The following is an 18800-nucleotide window of genomic DNA, read 5'->3' as shown; positions in this document are numbered from 1 at the left end:
CACCGGGGGACGGCCGCCCGGGCCGGGGCGGCCGGAGGCGTGCCCGTCACCCCTTCGGCCGGGTGGGCGCCGATCGGAGTCGGGACAGCCCGGGCCGGCGGCACGCCCCTAGCGGACGCACGTGCCCCGCTCGCACCCGTCGGGAAGCGCGGGCGCCTCGTCGGTCCAGCCCGCCGACAGGAGCGTGGACTCGAAGGTGACCGATCCCTTCGGCAGGCCCTTCCCGGCCTTCTGCCGCGGGTCCGGCCCCGGTGAGACCTGCCGGACGGCCGACACCTCCCCCGTCGTACGGTCGATCACCACGTGATGGTCGGTGAGCCCGTCCTGGTTCCGCCTGGCCACGGTCACCGTCCGGGCGTCGTCGAGGACGCGGGCACCGGGTACGTCCGCCAGCACGCGGTAGAGGGCGGCGCGGACGGGCGGGGAGGTCGGCGCGTCCTGCAGGAGGCCGACCCCCGTCCACCAGAGCCATTCGTCCCTGCTCATGACCGGCTCGACGCCGGCCTGTTCCATCCTGGACAGGAACGCGGGCCACGACCTGAGCAGCGCGGACCTGAGCGCCACCGGATCGTCCGGCAACTTGGTGATCTTCACCATGTCCAGGCCGGTCCCGAGCAGGCCGCCGTAGAGGTATCTCGCCTTCTCCCTCGAATCCGAGACGTACCTCGTCCGCCCCGGTCTCAGGGAGCCGCCCGCACAGCTCTTCCCGCCCTCGCACAGCGCCGGCGAACCCGCTCGCCGCCAGGCGGCCAGATCGGCCGGTCCGGCCGGCTCGACTCCGACGAGCCTGTACTCCTCGACCTTGGACCGGCCGGTGGCGCTCCGCCACGTGGTCACACGGGCGCGATCGTTGACGAAGTAGCCCTTGACGGTCTTCGTGCGGGTGGTCGTCTCCCTCGTCGTCCGCCAGTAGCGGCCGCTCCCTGGCCCCTTCCGTTCCGCCATCAGGCCGGCCACGACCTCCAGGGCGGCCGGCGGCTCCACGGCCGGGGAGGGCGCGGCCGCCTGCAACCGTGGCACCACCGTCACCACCGCGACGACCGCCGCCGTGGCCACGGCCGCGACCGCCCACCCGAAGCGCCCTCCGAGGCGCCCCGCGACCGGTCGTGCGGGCACCGTCCGGGGGCGGGACCCGCCCTCCAGCGCCATCGTCCTGATGCCGGCCACCTCCCTCGGATCCGACGGGGGAACGTCCGGCATCACATCGCTGATGATCTTGAATTCGTTCACCGGACATCCGCTCCCAGCGATCTGTGCAGTTTGGTCCTGGCCCGGCTGAGCCGGGAGGCCACGGTGCCGTAGGCGATCCCGAGGGCCTCGGCGACCTCGTCGTAGGTCAGCTCGCCGTAGGCGACGAGGAGCACCACGTCCCGCTCGCCCTTCGACAACCGCGCCAGCGCCTTCGACAACCGGCCGACCGTCACCTCCGCCGCGACACTGTCGACGACCCGCTGGTCGTGCCCCTCGTCGTCGGGCGCGGGTCCGGCCCTGGCCATCGCCCGGTAGCGGCGGACCTCCGCCCGGCGATGGCGGCCGATCAGGTTGGTCGCGATGCCGTACAGCCAGGGACGGACCGCGCCCCGGGCGGCGTCGAACCGGTCGCGCCCCCGGAAGGCGACCAGGAAGGTCTCGGCGGCCAGGTCCTCGGCGACGTCCAGGTCGAGCCGCCGCCCGATGTAGCGGCGGATCTCCTCGTAGTGGGCGTCGAAGACGGCACCGAACCGCTCCGCGTCGACGACCGAGGCCACGTCAGAAACAACGATCATGCAAGGGACTCCCTTGCCGGAAGGACAGGACACCCCTTGTTGCCCGGTGGCCGTCCCACCCTTCCGTGATTTCTCATCCGCCACCCGCCACGCGCCACCCGTCCCGGACGGGCGGAGGCGGGTCCCACCGCTCCGTAGCGCCCGGCCCGGAACCCCGCCCGAAATCTCGCGAGGCCCGCCGCCGACGGGGACGCCCCCCGCTCCGGCGCCCTCCGTTACGGTCGCCCCATGAGCGTCGAAGACTACTTCCGCGGCCTCGCCCGCCATCCCTCGGCGGCCGCGTTGTTCATCACGGACGAGGCCGACCGGGTCCTTCTCGTCCGGCCGACGTACAAGGAGGGGTGGGAGTTCCCCGGCGGGACGGTCGAGGACGGGGAGACGCCGTGGGAGGCGGCCACGAGGGAGGCCGTCGAGGAACTCGGGCTGACGCTCCCGCTCCCCGTCCCGGTGCTGTTGTGCGCGGACTGGATGCGTCCTCACGCCGGGCGGCCCGGGGGGTTCCGGGTGCTCTTCGACGGCGGGGTCCTGGACGAGCGGGGGCGGGCCGCGATCCGGCTGCCGCCGGAGGAGCTCAGCGAGTGGCGGATGGTGGACGCGGCGGACGCGGACGCCTTCCTGCCCCCGGCGCGGGCGCACCGGTTGCGGGCCTGCCTGTCGGCGCGCCGTACGGGACGGACCGCGTACCTCCAGGACGGCGTCCCGCTCACGGGGAACGGCCCGTACGGCTGAGGCCGGACCCGCGCGGCCGGGGGAAGGGGAACGGGCGACCGTCTCACCCTTGTAAATTCACACAACGCCAAAAACAGCGTCATTACTGCACAAGAGGGACAACTGACCACTTTTCTCGGGAATACCTCAGAATGTGATCAATATCCCTGAATGCAGCGTTGTGGTCATCACCTACAACGACGCCACCCGGCTGCCCAGGGCCGTACGATCCGTGCTCCGGCAGTCGCTGCGCGGCGTCGAGGTGATCATCGTCGACGACGCGAGCACCGACGGCACCGAACCCGTCGCCCGCGCGCTGCAGCGCGAGGACCCCCGGGTCCGCTACCTGCGCACCGAGGTCAACAGCGGGGGCTGCGGCACCCCGCGCAACAGGGGCGTGGCCTCCGCGCGGGCACCGTACGTGATGTTCCTCGACAGCGACGACGAGCTGACCAGGCACGCCTGCAAGAGCCTGCTGCTGGAGATCGAGCGGACCGGCGCCGACTTCGTCACCGGGCAGATCTCCCGGCTGTACGAGCGGACCGGCAAGACCGCCCGCTACTACCCGGCCCTGTTCGCGCGGCGCAGGACCGTCGAGGGGATCGCCCAGGAGCCGGAGATGTTCCTGGACTCCTTCAGCACCAACAAGCTCTACCGGGCCGAGCTGCTGCGACAGGTGCCGTTCCCGGAGGACATCCACTACGAGGACCACGTCTTCAGCACCGCCCTGTACTGCGCGGCGCGGCGGTTCGCCGTGGTCCCCTGGGTGGTCTACCTCTGGCACCGGGCCGCGGCCGGTGGCGAGACGCGGCCGTCGATCTCGCTCAGCCTGACCGAGATGGCCAACGTCCGCTCCCGGATCCAGGCGGCCAGGATGAGCGACGACATCCTGCGCGAGAACGGCCTCGGCCACCTGGTGCACGAGCGCCAGCGCCGCTTCGTCCGCCAGGACCTGCGGGTCTACCTCAACCCGCTGCCCGCCCGCGACCTGGCGTGGATCGCCGAGTTCGTCTCGGTGGTCCGCCCCTACCTGGCCGAGCTCGACCCGGTGGTGTTCGAGACCGTGGACCCGCTCATGCGGGTCTGCTGCAGCTTCATCACCGACGGCCGGCCCGACGAGCTGCTGATCGCCACCCGGTCGCTGAACGGGCCCAAGGCCCCGCCGCGCGCCGCCCTGCGGCAGGACGGGCACACCTACTGGGGCACGGAGGCGGATCCCAGGCGGGAGATCACCCCACTGCGGATGGCCGAGCTGCCCTACACCGCCTCCCGGCTGCGTCACGAGGCGGTCGTCACCGGCGAGGGCACGACGCTCAGGCTGTCCATCAGGACCTACGACCCGTTCGGCGTCCTGGAGGCCACCCCCGGCTGGACCGCGTTCCTGCGGTTCCGGGACCACCGGGTGCCGCTGAGGCCGCGCGCGCAGCCCGGCGGCGAGTACCTGGGCGAGGCGACGGTCGACCTCGCCGGGATCAGGCACGGCCGCCTGGGGTTCGACGGCCGTTACGACCCGGTGGTCGAGGTCGTCCGCCCCGACGGGAGGACCACCTGCGACCGGCTGCTCGTCGACCCCGCCGCCGCGCCGTTCACGGCCGCGGTCCCCCACCACGACGTGACCGTCAGGGCCGAGGGCTCCGCGGCGTTCCTGCGGGTGGTCTGGCGCCGCCGTGGCCCGCTGCGGAGGCTCCCGAAGCTGCGGCGGGCCGGCGTCCGGCTGCTGCGCAGGATCGGCGCGCCCGAGGTGAAGCTCCGGGTCTACAAGGGGCTGATCTCGGTGCTGCCGCCCCGCAGGGACCTGGTCCTGTTCGAGTCCGACGTCGGCGCCGGCTACACCGGCAACCCCCGCTACGTGTACGAGGAGCTCAGGCGGCGGGGCACGCCGCTGAGGACGGTCTGGTCGGTGTCCCGGAACCGGCGGAACTTCCCGCCCGGCACCCGGCTGGTGCGCCGGATGAGCTGGCGCCACGTCTGGACCATGGCCAGGGCCGGCTACTGGGTGGACAGCCACGGCATGCCGCTGGCCTACCCCAAACCGTCCGGCACCCGATACCTGCAGACCTGGCACGGGCAGGGCATCAAGTCGGTCGGCTTCGACGCGCCCGACCTGCGCGCCGACTTCGACGCGCCCAGGGCGGCCTGGCGGGCGGCGGTGGAGCGCTGGGACGCGCTGGTCTCGCCCAGCGCCGAGTTCGAGCGGGTCTTCGTGCCCTCCAACGGCTACCGGGGGCCGCTGCTGCGGCACGGCTCGCCCCGGTGCGACGTGCTCGTGCGCGGCGACCCGGAGGCGGCCGAGCGGGCGCGGGAACGGCTGGAGATCCCGCCCGGCTCCCGGGTGCTGCTGTACGCCCCCACCTACCGCGACCGGGCCAGGGGGTCGGGCCGGTCCGTCAGGGCGGACCTGACGGCGATGGCCGAGGCCCTGGCCGGCGAGTGGACGATGGTCCTGCGGACCCACCCGGTCGAGCGGTTCCGGGTGCCCGAGCACCTGCGCCACTTCGTCCGCCCGGCCGGGTCGTACCCGGAGGTCAACGACCTGATGCTGCTCTCGGACGCGTTGCTGACCGACTACTCGTCGCTGATGTGCGACTACGCGGTCACCGGGCGGCCGATGCTGTTCCTGATCGACGACTGGGACGAGTACCGCCACCTGGAGCGCGGCGTCTACCACGACCTGCCGGCCATCGCCCCCGGCCCCTGCCTGACCACGACCGGGGAGCTGATCGAGGCGCTGCGGGACCTGGAGGGCGTGACCGCGTCGTTCGCCCCCAGGTACCGGGCGTTCCGCGAGCTGTGGTGCGCCGAGGAGAGGGGGCACGCCTCGGCGAGGGTGGTGGACGACTTCTTCGGCCCCTCCCCGGAGCGCGTCCCCGGACCGGCCGTCCGGTCCGTGCCGGAGCGCGCCGGTGAGCCGGTCCTCGTGCCGGGCGTACCGGACGGGCGCGCGCGGGACCGCGCGGGTGCGGACGGCCGGGCGGCGGGCCGGGCGCGCCGGGCCGGGTGGCGGTCGCCGATCCGGCTCCCGATCCCGGGGTGGTTCCGGTGAGCCGCCGCGGCCGGGAGGCGGTGGTGTTCGCCTGCCTGGACGCCGACACCCTGGGCGGCGTGCAGCGGGTCACCCACACCGTGGCGCAGGGGCTGGCCGAGCGGGGCCGCGAGGTGCACGTGATCGGGCTGCACCGGGCCGAGAGCCCGTTCCGGTACGTGGAACACCCGCGCTACACCACCCACGTGATCCACCGGACGCCGGTGGGCAGGCTCTCGCGGCCGGGCCGGAGGCGCGAGCGCAGGACGCTGGAGCGGCTGCTGCGCGACGTGGGGCCGGGGTTCGCGGTGCTCGCCTCGCCCAGCGTGGTCACCCGGATCCGGCGGCTGCTGCCCGAGCGGCTGCTGCCGATCGGGCAGTACCACGGCTCCTACGAGCACGCCCGGGGGTCGTGGCACCTGCGCTCGGTCCGCGGCCACTACGGCTCCCTGGAGAAGGCGGTCTTCCTCAGCGAGGAGGACGCCTGGCTCTTCTCCGAGCACGCGCTGCTGCCCAACACCTGGTCCATCCCGAACCCGCTGCCGGTCTGGCCGTCGCGGACCGCGGAACTGAGCGCCCGGCGGGTTCTGGGGATCGGCAGGCTGGGGGGTGTGAAGCGGTTCGACCGGCTGATCTCCGCCTTCGCCGAGGCGTGCGGCGGAACGGGGGGCGGGACGTTCCCCGGCGCGAACCTGCCGGCGGACGGGCGGCCCGAAGGCCCCGGGGACCGCGCAGACCGCGGGGAGCGCGAGCGGGCGGGTGAGGGCTGGGAGCTGCACCTGATCGGTGAGGGCCCGGAGCTGGACCGGCTCCGCTCGCACGCCGCGGCGTGCGAGGTGAGCGACCGGGTGGTGTTCCGCGGCCCGGTGCCGGCGGCCCTGATGGGCCGGGAGTACCTGGGCGGTTCGGTGCTGGCCCTGTCCAGCGAGCACGAAGGGCTGCCGCTGGTGGTCGGCGAGGCCGCGTCCTACGGGATCCCGGCGGTGGCGTTCGACGTGTCGTGCGGGCTCAGGTCGCTCGTCCTGGACGGGCGGACCGGGCTGCTGGTGCCCCCGTCCGACGTGAGCGCGCTCGCCACCGCGCTGGCCGGGCTGATGGCCTCGGCCGCCGAACGGCGACGGCTGGGCGCCGCCGCCCGGGCGCACGTCGAGACGTTCCGGCCGGACCTGGTCCTGGACCGGTGGGAGACGCTGTTCGAGGAGATCACCCGGTGACCCGCACCGGCTCGGTGCGCGGCATCGGCACCCCGGCCAGCACGATCTGGGCCGCGGTGAGCCGCGCGCCCAGCGGGTTCGGCTCGCGCAACCGGATCAGCCGGTCGAACGTGAGCCGCTTGACCCGGGCCAGCCTGCGCTTGGCCACGGTCCGCTCGTAGCCGACGATCCGCGAGGTGTCCGCCTTCGGCGCGCCGCTGAGCTCGTACCCGTAGGTCTTCAGGCGGTCGGCGAGCACGCTCTCGCAGAGCGAGATCTCGGCGCGGTCGAGCCGCTCGCGCCACGAGCCGGCCCGCGCCGTGGTCACCTCGCCGTGGGTGAGCGCGTGCCAGGTCTTGCGCGCGGGCACGGCCACGCCGGCCACCGCGGCCGGGTCGCACATGGCGGGGTCGTAGTCCTCGCCGAGGAACTCGCACAGCCTGCGCAGGTGGGACTCGGGGTCGGCGGTCAGGTCCTCGTAGCGCAGCTCGTGGTAGCTGCCGCCGGGCAGCCTCGGCGCGCCGTGCCGGGCGAAGTCGATCGCCTCGGCCCAGACGGAGACCGCGCTGTAGAGGCTCCCGTTGTACCAGGGCATCTCCTTCAGCGACGCCACGCAGTCGCGGCCGTCCCTGATCAGGTGGACGAACTGGGCGTCGGGGAAGAGCCGCAGCAGCACGTCGGTGTACTGGAAGTACGAGGGCCGCTTGTCGCCCCAGCGCGCCTTTCCCTGCGCGGCCGCGTAGGCGCGCAGCACGATGCCCAGCGCCGAGCCCAGCGTCGGCGGCCCCGTGACGATCTGCCCGAGCACCTCGTCGCGGTCCAGGTTCAGCTCGTGGAAGCGCGTCTGGCGCCGGTCGACCACCCACTCGGCCAGTTCGCGCCTGCGCCCGGCGTCCTCCAGGTCCCCGAACCGGAGCCGCCGCTGGTAGGCCGAGATCATGAAGCGGGTCTCCGGCGGGATGGCGATCCGCGGATGGGCGTGCAGCATCAGCTGAAGCATCGTCGTCCCCGAGCGGGGACAGCCCAGGATGAAGATCGGGCGATCGGGCTTCATGGTCAGACCTTCGCCAGTTCGCCCAGCTGCCGGCTGGTGAGCTTGGCGGCCACCGGGCTCGGCTCGCGCAGCCGGTTGACCCGGTCGCGCAGCTCCTTGCGCCGGCGCGTCCAGCGCCGCTTGGAGGCCGCCTTCTCGCACGCCGCGATGTGGGCCTTGCTCGCCCTGGGCGCGCCGCTGAGCTCGTAGCCGTTGGCGGTCAGCCGCTCGGCCAGGACGGTCTCGCACACCGAGATCTCCCACGGGTCCAGCCTGGCCTTCCACGAGCCCGCCCTGGCGGTGGTGACGTCGCCGTGGGTGTTGCTGTGCCAGACCTTGTGCTGCGGGATCGCCACCCGGGCCACGTGGTACGGCTCGGCCATCGCCGGGTCGTAGTCCTCGCCGAGGAAGCCGCAGAGCTTGCTCAGCTCGGTCTCGGGGGAGGCCGTCAGGTCCTCGTAGCGCAGCTCGTAGTAGCTGTCGGCGGGGAGCCTCCTGGCGTGCCGGCGCCCGAAGTCGATCGCCTCGCTCCAGTTGACCACCGCGTGGAAGACGTCCTTGGTGTACCAGGGCATCTCCTTCAGCGACGCCACGCAGTCGCGGCCGTCCCTGATCAGGTGGACGAACTGGGCGTCGGGGAAGAGCCGCATCAGCAGGTCGACGTGGTGGTAGTAGCTGGGCCGCTTGTCGCCCCAGCGGCTCTTGCCGTACTGCTCGGCGTAGGAGCGGAAGGTGATGCCCATCGCGGACCCCAGCGTCGGCGGACCGGCGATGATGTCCTCGATCAGCTTCTCCCCGTCGAGCTTGAGCTCCTTGAACTTGGTGTCCTTGTCGTTCACGATCCACCGGCCGACCCTGCGGCGGTTGCGCTCCTCGCGCAGGTCGCCGAAGGAGAACCTGCGGTAGTAACCGGGCACCACGAACCGGGTCTCCGGCGGCACCGCGATGCGCGGGTGCGAGTGCAGCATGAGCTGCAGCATGGTGGTGCCGGAACGCGGACAACCGATCACGAAGATCGGGCGGTCGGACTGCATGACAACGAACCCCCGTAACGCTTGGTCAAACAGATACGCGCGGCGCCTTCTCCACGAGGGGCACGACGGGTGCCACCCGGGCGAAGAGCCACATTCGGTAGATCAGGAAGACCTCGTTCAGCAGAAGCAGCGCCCCGGCCCCGACCGCGACGGGCACCAGCGCGGCCGTCCCGATCAGCGGGGCGACCACGAACACCGCGGCGTGGAACTCGATGCCGCTGATCAGGTGGGTCCGCACCCGGTGGCGGGCCAGCAGGCGGCCGACCCGCCGGGGCAGCCTGGAGCGCCTCCCCGCCCGCCGCACCGGCTCCCCCGGCGCCGGCGGCGACGCCGACATCGACGCCGACAGCGGCACGGCCTCGTCGCCGAACCCGGCGTCCCGCAGCGGCTCACGCGGGGTGATCGGCTCGCGGGGCGTGAGCGGCTCGCGCGGGGTGATGGGCTCGCGGAGCATGACGACCTCGGCGTCCCCGGCGCGCCCGTTCTGCCCGGAACGGCCGGCGGCCCCCTGCTCGACGGAACCGACGGGGCCGACGGACGCCAGGTGCCCGAGCCGGTTCTCCTTGACGGTCTCGCGCACCCGCTTCATCTGCGGCGCGTTCACGTACCGGAACAGGTCGAGCACGGCCACCCCGGCGCCGAGCAGGATGTAGGAGACGTCACCGGTGACCGCGTACTGCCCGGAGGCCAGGCCGGAGGCGCAGCAGACCACCCTGATCCGGTCGCCCACGTAGTCGAGCCAGAGGCCGAACGCGGTACCGGTCCCCTTCAGACGGGCGATCTTCCCGTCCATGCAGTCGACCGCGAAGCTCACGTAGAACAGCAGGGCCCCCGCGACCAGCCGTCCGCCCGCGAAGCAGATCGCGGAGCACATCCCGAGGATCAGGGAGAGGCGGGTCAGGCCGTTGGGGGTGACGGACGTGTGGTTGGCGACGAGCAGGGTGAGCCTGCACGCCACCGGGTCGACCAGGAAGACGGTCCACCAGGAGTCTTTTCGTTTCCGGGTCGCGTGAACGTCGTCCAACGAATAGGCCCTCATGTGTTCCAGCATGGCCACGCCGTGTCTCCTGTCATCTACTCTCTGTAACTACTAGAAGATCTCCATGCCACTTCTTGACCGGCCCGCGCCGAAGCGATCGGGCGCTTTGAGGGCGCGAAAGGCCGGGGAGAGAGCTCCCCGGCCTCCGGATCGCGCTACCGGCCCCGCCCCGCCGCACGGGTGGGGCGCGCCGCTAGCCGAACAGCCGGTCCACGGCCCGCGCCGCCGCGCCGCCGTCCTCCAGCGGGCAGAACCGCGCGGTGAACGCCTCGTACGCCCCGCGGTACCCGGCGTGGGTCTCATCGGCGTCCCGCACGGCCGCGACGAGCTCCTCGGTGGTGCGCAGCAGCGGACCGGGGGCCTCGGCCTCGAAGTCGAAGTTGAAACCGCGCACCTCGTCGCGGTAGCGCTCCAGGTCGTAGGTGTAGAACAGCAGCGGCCTGCCGGTCACCGCGAAGTCGAACATGGCCGACGAGTAGTCGGTGACCAGCATGTCCGCGACCAGGTAGAGCTCCTGGACGTCCGGGTACATCGAGACGTCGCGGACGAAGCCGTCGCCGGCCCGCGGCACCCGGTCGGTCACGGTCGGGTGCTTGCGCAGCAGGAACACGTACTCCTCGCCGAGCTCGTCGGCCATCCGCTGCAGGTCCAGGTGCAGGTCCAGGCGGTAGCGTCCCCTGCTGTAGAACTTGTCGTCCCGCCAGGTCGGGGTGTAGAGGACGACCTTCCTCCCCTCGGGCAGGCCGAGACGGTCGCGGACCCGCGCCGCCCGTCGCGCGACCTCCTCGGGCCCGCCGCGGCGCAGCAGGTCGTCACGGGGGGAGCCGATCTCCAGGATCTCCCCCTGGAAGCGCAGCGCGCTGTCCAGGACCGAGCTGCACCAGGGGCCCGGCGAGATCAGGTGGCTCCACTGCGCGACGGTCCTGGCCAGCCGCTCGTGGTGGTCGGGCCGGGCGAACGGCACCTTCTCCACGTCGAAGCCGACGCGCTTGAGCGGCGTGCCCCGCCAGGTCTGCAGCACCGTCTGCCCGGGCCTGCGCTCGAACCAGGCGGGCAGGTCGCTGTTGGTGACGACGTACCGGCAGCGGGCCAGCGCCTCGTAGAACTCGCGCCCGTAGCGCCGGACCGGAACCGTCCCCTCGGGCAGTTCCACCTGGCCGTCCCGGACGAGCCACATGAACTCCAGGTCGGAGCCGCGCCTTCGCAGCTCCTCGTAGATCGCCCTGGGGCTGTCGGAGAACTGCCTGCCGCCGAAGCTGTCGAACAGGACGGCGGGCCGCAGCGGCTCGGCGCGGCGCGCCGGGTAGAAGTCCTCGCGCAGCAGCCGCTGCTGCTTGGGCCTGCCCGAGGCGCGCAGGTCGTCGCCCACGGTGAACACGGCCTCGGCCATCACGTCGGTCTCGAAGGTGAACGTCCGGGTGGCCGAGATGTGCTCCAGCGGCGCGGACGGGCGGAACTCCACCCGCATGTCACCCAGACCGGTACGGACCGAGAAGCCGTGCGTGCCCGCGGGCAGCGGCAGCCGCCCGGCGAGCGTGTCGCTCCCCTCGGGCGTCACCGTGACCGTGCCGTCGACCAGCGGGAACAGCCGCTCGGTGAACCGGCTGCGGGAGGTGACGACCAGCCAGGCCGGGCCGTCGATGGGCCGCATCGGCGCCCCGGTCAGCCTCAGGTGCCCCTGCTCGTCCCAGTGCACCCGCTCCACGTAGAAGGTGGGCCGCTGCTCGCGCAGCACGAACCCGCCCCGCTGCGACCGGTCCAGCACCAGGTCGCGCCCGCGCAGGCGGTGCAGGCCGCGCTCCACCCCGTCGGCGACGATCAGCGGCCGGGCCGGGCCCTCCTCGGGGAGGATCTCGAAGTGCCACTCGGCGCCGGGGTGGAGCGCGCTCATCTCCAGGCTCGCCGGGTCCAGGGCGGGCCAGCGTTCCGACAGCACGTCGTCGAGGTCGATCGTCACCTCGAAGGCGTCGCCGGTGACGGTCATCGGATAGCGCCGGTCCCGGCCGCCCTGGGGCCGGACCAGCCGCAACACCGGCGCGGCGCCGAGGCCGGTCCCGCACCGGCCGGTGACGCGCAGCGCGCCCTCGGCCACCCGGTGCCCGGTGACCCGGCCGCCGGGCCGCTCCACCCGGAGCCGGAACTCCTCGCCGGCCGTCCACTCGGTCCACACCACGTTCCCGGACTCGCGGCCGGAGAACTCCAGCCGCCGCGCGGCCGGGCTCGGCCGGCCCAGCGCGCCCTGCCGCAGCAGGCCCCGGGAGAGCACGCGCAGCTCGATCCGCCAGGTCGAGCCGGCCGGAAGCCGGTCCGGGTCGACGGTCAGCCGGAACCCGCACCAGTCCTTGCGCCTGCGCGGGCCGGTGTCCACCAGCGACAGGCTCCGCCTGGCCGTCACCGGGAGCCGGATCCTGCGGCCCGGCCCCTCGGGGACCAGCCAGGCGAGCACGTGCTGCTGCATCCTCCTGCGGGCCCGCAGGTAGCGGACCGAGACCCGGCCCTCGATGACCAGGGCGTCGTCCCGCCAGTCCATGGTGTCCACCCGCTGGCGCAGGTCCAGCTCCTCGCGCATCCGGGTCACGGACCGCCCGACCTGCACGGGGGTGTTGAGGTGGTAGCCGCGCACCCCGCCGCCGACGACGCGGGCGGTCGGCTTGACCGTCCTGTCCCACTCCAGCACCTGGACGAGGTCGTCCAGGCGGCGTTCGCGCACCAGGGCCCACTTCACCCGCCGCTGCGCCGGGACGAGCGAGAGGACCTTCGGCCCGGCCTGCTCCAGGTAGGCGCAGGCCAGGTCCAGGAAGCGGTTCTGGAACGCCTCACCGGCCTGGTCGAAGACCTGCAGGAAGGTCGGCAGGTCGCCGTCGAGGACCATCCGGTCCCACGCCGCCAGGTGCGCGGTCCTGCCGGTGCCGGCCAGGAAGTCCCGCACCGAGGCGATCGCGGCGAACCGGTCCTCGATCCCCTTGACGTGTCCCCGGTTCTGGGTGATCGAGACGTCCTCCCCCTCGCGCTCGCGCCACAGGTAGACCGGGGCGGACAGGACGTCCACCGACGCGGCCAGGAAGTGGGCGGGCAGCGAGACCGCGATGTCCTCCCACAGCACCCCCTGGGGGAAGCTCATGCCGTGCTCGTCCCAGAAGGCGCGGCGCCAGAGCTTGTTGGTGACCAGCCTGTCCTTGAGCAGGGCCTGGTCGGCGCTCACGTGGGTGCGCCGGGCGGAGCCGGCGAAGATCGCCTTGTGCATCGGCGACTGGCGCACCCCCTTGCCGCTGAAGCGGAGCACGTTGCCCGTCACCAGGTCGGACCCGCTGTCGGTCAGGCTGCACACCATCGCCTCGACGGCCGTCAGCGGGAGCATGTCGTCGCTGTCCACGAACGCGAGGAAATCGCCCGTGGCGTGCGCGACGCCGGTGTTGCGCGCGCCGCCCAGCCCGGTGTTCTCCTGCCGGATCAGCCGGAACCGCGCGTCGCGCGCGGCGAAGGTCTCGGCGATCTCCGCGCTGGAGTCGGGAGAACCGTCGTCCACCATCACGACCTCGATGTCGGCCCAGGTCTGCGCGACCAGCGACTCCAGACACGCCTCAAGGTACGGTTCCACGTCGTAGATGGGCACGATGATGCTCACTGGGGCCACGATCGGTCCTCCGGTAGTCGAAAGCTCACGGTCCGGTCCATCGGCTCGAACACCGGAGACGGCACGCAGGTGAAGATCCACTTCTCGTGGACGACGTCCCGGGCGGGGGCGGGGACCGGACGGCCGCCGGGGAGCGGCGAAGAAGGCCCGTCCGTCCGCCGACACCACCCGGCGACCCCGGACCCGAGGTGGACGTCACGTCAGCAGCATGGCTTCGCGGAGGGAAGGGCGAGCCCGAAACATGACGGCCATGAACTGCGCTGACCGAGTCTTGACCGTCCCGGCCGCCGGGCCGGGCGGACCCCGCGGCCGGTCGCCCCGTGCCGCGGCAACGCCTTCCCCACGGTGCGGTCAAGGCTGGGAATGCACACGTCCTGGTAAGTCGTAATGACCCCTCGTTCCCCCCTCGGCGTCCGACACGATCGGTGACCGAGACGGGCGGGATCGCAACGAACGGTATTCGCGGGGGGAGACGCATGGAGTCAACAGTCGTCGTGGGAGCGGGGCCGGCCGGGCTCACCGCGGCCTACGAGCTGGCCCGGCGAGGACGCCCGTGCGAGGTCTTCGAGGCCGACCTGGTGGTCGGCGGCATCAGCCGTACCGAGGAACGCGACGGCTGGCGCTTCGACATCGGCGGGCACCGGTTCTTCACGAAGGTGCCCAGGGTGAGGGAGTTCTGGCACGAGCTCCTCGACGAGCGGGACTTCCCGCTCCGGCCGAGGATGAGCCGCATCCACTACCGCGGCCGTTTCTACGACTACCCGCTCAAGGCGTCCAACGCCCTGGCCAACCTCGGCCTGGTCGAGTCCGTGCGGTGCGTCGGCTCCTACCTGCGGGCCCGGATCCGGCCACCGGCCGACCAGTCCACCTTCGAGGGCTGGGTCACGGCCAGGTTCGGCCGGCGGCTGTACGGGATCTTCTTCAAGACCTACACCGAGAAGGTCTGGGGCGTTCCGGCCGCGAGCATCCAGTCCGACTGGGCCGCGCAGCGGATCCGGGACCTCTCGCTGGGCAGGGCCGTCGCCGACGCGCTCACCCCCGGCAGGAGGCGCAAGGAGATCACCAGCCTGATCGAGGAGTTCCACTACCCCCGGCTGGGGCCGGGGATGATGTGGGAGGCCTGCGCCGACCGGCTCCGCGAGCAGGGCTGTGCCGTGCACCTCGGCGCCCGGGTCGAGCGCATCCGCCGCCACGGCGACCGGCTGGCCGTGACCGTCCGCTCGGAGGGGCCCGCCGCGCGGGACGGCTCCCCGGGCCCGCACGCGTCCCGCGGCTCAGGGGACGTCGTCCGCGAGGTGCACTGCGACGACCTGATCTCCTCGATGCCGCTCGGCGCCCTGATCCGCGCGTTCGGGCCGGACGTGCCCGACGTGGTCTCCGAGGCCGCGGCCGGGCTGAGATACCGCGACTTCCTCACCGTCGCGCTGGTCGTCCCCGAGCGGTTCTCCTTCCCCGACAACTGGATCTACATCCACTCCCCCGAGGTGCGCCTCGGCCGGGTGCAGAACTACGGCTCCTGGTCGGCGGACCTGGTGCGGGCCGGGCGGACCTGCCTGGGCCTGGAGTACTTCGTCACCGAGGGCGACGACCTGTGGCGGATGCCCGACGACGACCTCGTGGCGTTCGGCACCCGGGAGCTGGAGCGCCTGGGCCTGGTCGCCTCCGGCGCGGTCGAGCGGGGATACGTGGTGCGGATGCCGAAGGCCTACCCGGTCTACGACGCCGGCCACGCCCACAACGTGGAGGTGCTCAGGAAGTACCTCGACGTGGAGTGGCCCCGCGTCCACCCGGTCGGCCGCAACGGCATGCACCGGTACAACAACCAGGACCACTCCATGCTCACCGCGATGCTGACCGTGGAGAACATCGCCGAAAGGGCCCGGCACGACGTCTGGAAGGTCAACGTCGACGCCGACTACCACGAGGAGTCCACGGCCCGCGGCCCGCGCGGCCCGCGCGGGGGCACCGGCCGCGACGCCCCCGTGCCGCGGGAGATCCCGGCCCGATGACCCGGTGACCCTCCGGCCGGACGGGGGCCGTACCGTCCCCGTCCGCCCATACGAACCATCGCGACCCGTCACGAACCGTCACGACCTGTCGCGACCCGTCACGAACCACTGTCGACCCCTGCGGACCGGTGCGGGCCGGCGTACGCCACCCGGCGGCCGGCCCCCGTCCGGTGAGCACCGCACGGACGCCCGCACGGGCCTCCTGCGGTCCCGTCACGCCCCCTCCGGCTCCCGCCGCCCGGGAGCCGTCGCAGATCAAGGCTTTCCTCCCAGCCGTCTGGAGTTGCGCACCATGACACAGCGTTTCACGGTCCCCGACGTCAGCGTGATCGTCATCACCTACGACGACGCGCCCCGGTTACCCCGGGCCGTACGGTCCGTTCTCGGCCAGACGCTCAAGAACCTCGAAGTGATCATCGTGGACGACTGTTCCGGCGACGACACCCCGGCGGTGGCCAGGGCGCTCACCGAACAGGACGACCGGGTCCGCTACGTGCGGCTGCCGGCCAACAGCGGCGGTTGCGGGGCGCCCCGCAACACCGGCATGGACGCCGCCCGCGCGCCCTTCCTGATGTTCCTCGACAGCGACGACGAGCTGCCCCGGCACGCCTGCAAGAGCCTGCTGCTGGAGGCCGAGCGCACCGACGCCGACTTCGTCATGGGCACCGTGGAGCGCGTCGACGAGGCGACCGGCGCCGTCACCCTGTGGTACCCGCAGCTGTTCGCCGAGCGGCGGACCGTGGAGGGCATCCGCGCCGAGCCCGAGCTGCTCTTCAACTGCCTGGCCACCAACAAGCTGTACCGGCGGAGCTTCCTGGACGCCACCGGCATCCGGTTCCACGAGGACATCCACCACGAGGACATCGTCTGGTCCACCGAGCTGTTCTGCCGGAGCAAGCTGTTCGCCCTGGTGCCGTGGCCGGTCTACCGCTGGCTGCTCGCGGCCACCCCGGCGACCAGGTCGATCTCCTCCCGGCGGCACGAGCTGGAGAACGTGCGCCAGCGCGTCACGGCCGCCGAGCTGAGCGACCGCGTGCTGGCCGAGACCCATTCCCTCGACCTCAAGCAGGACAAGGACTTCCGCTTCCTCTCCCACGACCTCCGCCTCTACCTGGGCGACCTGCCGCTGCGCGACCCGCGGTGGATCGACGAGTTCGCCGGCATCGTCATCCCGTACGTCGACACCCTGGAGCCGGGGGCGATCCGGCGGCTGAGCCGGGCCGAGCGGGTCTGCATCCAGCTCGTCCGCGAGCGGCGCGGCGCCGACGCGGCGCTCGCCGCCGTCGAGCTGGGCGGCGCCTCCTCGATCCCGCCCCGGCAGGTCGTCGCGCACGGCGGGCGGGTGTTCTGGGGGGCGACGCCGCCGGTGGACGAGCGGGGGCGGAGCGAGCTGGACGTCACCGAGCTGCACCTGGCCGAACAGCCGCTGACCGGCGCGCTGCTGCGGCACGAGCTGGTCGACCTGCAGGCGTCCGGGGACCGGGTGGACCTGACGGTACGGACCTACGACCCCGGCCGGGTGCTCGACGGCCGGGCGCCGTCCGCGTCGCTGCGCCTCGGCGGCAGGAGGAGGACGATCGCCTCGATCCCGTTCGCGCCGGTGCCCGCGGCGACCGGCCCGGACGGAACCGGATCCATGGACGGGACGGGGTCGCCAGAAGGGACCGGGTCCCCGGACGGGCCGGTCGTCCTGGAGGGGACGGTGTCGATCGCCCTGTCCGACCTGGTCTGGCCGGACGGCGTCGTACGGCCGCAGGCGGTCATGGTCGTGCTGAGCGAGGGCGGGCGCCACAACGTCAGGCCCCTGCTGGCCTCCCCCGGCCTGTCGTTCACCTCCGTGGGCGAGGTGGGCTCCGGGGTGCCCGGAGGCTCCGGAGGATCTAGGGCCTCCCGGGTGTCCGGCACGTCCTGGAGCCTCGGGAGGTTCGGGAGGTTCGGGAGGTTCGGGAGGCTCGGGACATCCGGGACATCCGGGACATCCGGTGCGTCCGTGGGCTCGGGGGTGTCGGGCGGCCCGGGACGGCTCGTCCTGGAGTCCTCGCCCGACGCACCGTTCCGCCTCACCGCGCGCAGGCTCGGCCCGGTCCCCCGGCGGCGGTTCCCTAGGCCGGCCGAGCTGTGGCGGAGCCTGCTCGCCGACCTCGCCACCCTCCGCAACCTGGGCCGCTTCTACCGGCTGGTCAGCGCGGTCGTGCCGGTGAACCGGCGTCTGGTGCTGTTCGAGTCGGCCGAGGGGAGCGACTACACCGGCAACCCGCGCTACATCCACGAGGAGCTGCAGCGGCGCGCCACCGAGCTGCGGGCGGTCTGGTCGCACGCGGGCGTTCCCGAGCGCTTCCCCGAGGACGTCGACCTCGTCCGGCGCGACACCTTCCGCTACGCCTGGACGCTGGCCCGCGCCGGGTACTGGGTGGACAGCCACAACCTGCCCTACTGCTACCGCAAGCGCAGGGGAACCCGTTACCTGCAGACCTGGCACGGCCAGGTCTTCAAGAAGATGGGCCTGGAGGAACCCCGGCACCGCACGCAGCCCGCCCTGGCCAGGAGGTACGCCGAGGCCGTGGCGCGCTGGGACGTGCTGCTCACGCCGAGCCGCGACTTCCAGCGCGACTTCGCCCGGGCCAGCGGCTTCGACGGCGAGCCGCTGCACGCGGGCTACCCGCGCAACGACGTGCTGGTACGGCACGCCGAGCCCGCGCAGCGCGAGCGGGCGCGGCTGGTACGGGAGTTCTTCGAGATCCCCGCGGGCAGACGGGTCGTCCTGTACGCGCCCACCTACCGCGACGGCGGGCGCTTCAGCGGCGACTCGATCCGGCTGGACCTGCCCGCCCTCGCCGAGGCGCTCCCCCCGGACTGGGTGATCCTGGTCCGGGCCCACCGCTACGACCGGTTCTCGGTGCCCGACCCGCTGGGCTTCCTCGTCCGGGACGCCTCGGCGTACCCCGAGGTGAACGACCTGATGCTGGCCTCGGACGTGCTGGTGACGGACTACTCCTCGATCATGTTCGACTACGCCTGCCTCGGCCGGCCGATCCTGTACTACGTCGACGACCACGAGAGCTACGCCTCCGCCCAGCGGGGCGTCTGCTTCGACCTGGCCGAGGTCGCGCCGGGGCCGCTGCTGCGCGACACCGGCGAGCTGGCCGGCGCGCTGGCCGGGCTCGACGAGGTCACCCAGACCTGTGCCGAGCGCTACGCCCGCTTCCGCGAGCGCTGGTGCGGCCTCGATGACGGGCAGTCCGCCGCCAGGGTCGTGGACGCCTTCTTCGGGGAGGCCGTCCGATGACCGCGTCCCCCACGGCCGAGGACAGGCCGTGCGACGACGAGCCCCCGCGTCCCCCGCGTCCCCTGAGCCCCCGGCG

The 18800-nt window shown here is 72.9% G+C and carries 11 protein-coding genes; 5 read left to right on the top strand and 6 right to left on the bottom strand.

Going from position 1 to position 18800, the window contains the following annotated elements; genetic code table 11:
• Positions 1 to 108 precede the first annotated feature (108 nt).
• Positions 109 to 1230, bottom strand: coding sequence for a hypothetical protein (locus tag ACIBCT_RS03640; RefSeq protein ID WP_399185822.1), 1122 nt, complete (start codon positions 1228 to 1230; stop codon positions 109 to 111).
• The gene (locus ACIBCT_RS03635; RefSeq protein WP_399185821.1) at positions 1227 to 1766 is read right to left on the bottom strand and encodes an RNA polymerase sigma factor; all 540 of its coding nucleotides are present in this window, start codon (positions 1764 to 1766) and stop codon (positions 1227 to 1229) included. The genes ACIBCT_RS03640 and ACIBCT_RS03635 overlap by 4 nt, the downstream gene beginning before the upstream one ends.
• A 228-nt stretch (positions 1767 to 1994) precedes the next feature.
• On the opposite strand from ACIBCT_RS03635, the gene ACIBCT_RS03630 reads away from it, so the two are divergent.
• From ACIBCT_RS03630 to ACIBCT_RS03620, 3 genes are all read left to right on the top strand, one after another.
• Positions 1995 to 2495 (top strand): NUDIX domain-containing protein, encoded by a 501-nt coding sequence (locus tag ACIBCT_RS03630; protein WP_399185820.1) that lies wholly within the window; start codon positions 1995 to 1997, stop codon positions 2493 to 2495.
• 133 nt (positions 2496 to 2628) lie between these two features.
• A complete protein-coding gene (locus ACIBCT_RS03625) occupies positions 2629 to 5517 on the top strand; it encodes a CDP-glycerol glycerophosphotransferase family protein (protein ID WP_399185819.1) in 2889 nt (962 codons plus the stop codon).
• Positions 5514 to 6710, top strand: a complete 1197-nt coding sequence (locus tag ACIBCT_RS03620) for a glycosyltransferase (protein WP_399185818.1) — start codon at positions 5514 to 5516, stop codon at positions 6708 to 6710. Before ACIBCT_RS03625 ends, ACIBCT_RS03620 begins: the two co-directional genes overlap by 4 nt.
• Here ACIBCT_RS03620 and ACIBCT_RS03615 read toward each other — a convergent pair.
• The 4 genes from ACIBCT_RS03615 to ACIBCT_RS03600 form a co-directional block, all read right to left on the bottom strand.
• Positions 6700 to 7743 (bottom strand): sulfotransferase family protein, encoded by a 1044-nt coding sequence (locus ACIBCT_RS03615; protein ID WP_399185817.1) that lies wholly within the window; start codon positions 7741 to 7743, stop codon positions 6700 to 6702. The two genes, ACIBCT_RS03620 and ACIBCT_RS03615, sit on opposite strands and share 11 nt — an antisense overlap.
• A gap of 2 nt (positions 7744 to 7745) precedes the next feature.
• Positions 7746 to 8756, bottom strand: coding sequence for a sulfotransferase family protein (locus tag ACIBCT_RS03610; RefSeq protein WP_399185816.1), 1011 nt, complete (start codon positions 8754 to 8756; stop codon positions 7746 to 7748).
• A 25-nt stretch (positions 8757 to 8781) separates the two neighbouring features.
• On the bottom strand, positions 8782 to 9795 hold the full coding sequence (locus ACIBCT_RS03605) for a CDP-alcohol phosphatidyltransferase family protein (RefSeq protein WP_399185815.1): 1014 nt from the start codon (positions 9793 to 9795) through the stop codon (positions 8782 to 8784).
• 193 nt (positions 9796 to 9988) lie between these two features.
• Positions 9989 to 13420: a CDP-glycerol glycerophosphotransferase family protein gene (locus ACIBCT_RS03600; protein ID WP_399185814.1), complete on the bottom strand. Its 3432-nt coding sequence runs from the start codon at positions 13418 to 13420 to the stop codon at positions 9989 to 9991.
• A 485-nt stretch (positions 13421 to 13905) separates the two neighbouring features.
• Here ACIBCT_RS03600 and ACIBCT_RS03595 point away from each other — a divergent pair, with 485 nt between their 5' ends.
• Both ACIBCT_RS03595 and ACIBCT_RS03590 read left to right on the top strand, forming a co-directional pair.
• Positions 13906 to 15438 carry an NAD(P)/FAD-dependent oxidoreductase gene (locus tag ACIBCT_RS03595; RefSeq protein WP_399185813.1) on the top strand — a complete coding sequence of 511 codons (1533 nt, stop codon included), beginning with the start codon at positions 13906 to 13908 and terminating at the stop codon, positions 15436 to 15438.
• A 292-nt stretch (positions 15439 to 15730) separates the two neighbouring features.
• Complete coding sequence (locus ACIBCT_RS03590; protein ID WP_399185812.1) at positions 15731 to 18724, top strand: CDP-glycerol:glycerophosphate glycerophosphotransferase; 2994 nt, start codon at positions 15731 to 15733, stop codon at positions 18722 to 18724.
• Positions 18725 to 18800: the final 76 nt, after the last annotated feature.

The sequence above is a fragment of the Streptosporangium sp. NPDC050855 genome, from assembly GCF_044456585.1.
GTDB lineage: Bacteria > Actinomycetota > Actinomycetes > Streptosporangiales > Streptosporangiaceae > Streptosporangium > Streptosporangium longisporum.
The sequence above is the reverse complement of the archived record's forward strand: the minus strand, read 5'-3'. Positions and strand labels throughout refer to the sequence as shown.

Excerpts from the sequence above, each read along its gene's own strand:
- ACIBCT_RS03635 (WP_399185821.1), bottom strand. The coding sequence starts at position 1,766 with ATGATCGTTGTTTCTGACGTGGCCTCGGTCGTCGACGCGGAGCGGTTC.
- ACIBCT_RS03630 (WP_399185820.1), top strand. The coding sequence starts at position 1,995 with ATGAGCGTCGAAGACTACTTCCGCGGCCTCGCCCGCCATCCCTCGGCG.
- ACIBCT_RS03615 (WP_399185817.1), bottom strand. The coding sequence starts at position 7,743 with ATGAAGCCCGATCGCCCGATCTTCATCCTGGGCTGTCCCCGCTCGGGG.
- ACIBCT_RS03610 (WP_399185816.1), bottom strand. The coding sequence starts at position 8,756 with ATGCAGTCCGACCGCCCGATCTTCGTGATCGGTTGTCCGCGTTCCGGC.
- ACIBCT_RS03605 (WP_399185815.1), bottom strand. The coding sequence starts at position 9,795 with ATGAGGGCCTATTCGTTGGACGACGTTCACGCGACCCGGAAACGAAAA.
- ACIBCT_RS03595 (WP_399185813.1), top strand. The coding sequence starts at position 13,906 with ATGGAGTCAACAGTCGTCGTGGGAGCGGGGCCGGCCGGGCTCACCGCG.
- ACIBCT_RS03590 (WP_399185812.1), top strand. The coding sequence starts at position 15,731 with ATGACACAGCGTTTCACGGTCCCCGACGTCAGCGTGATCGTCATCACC.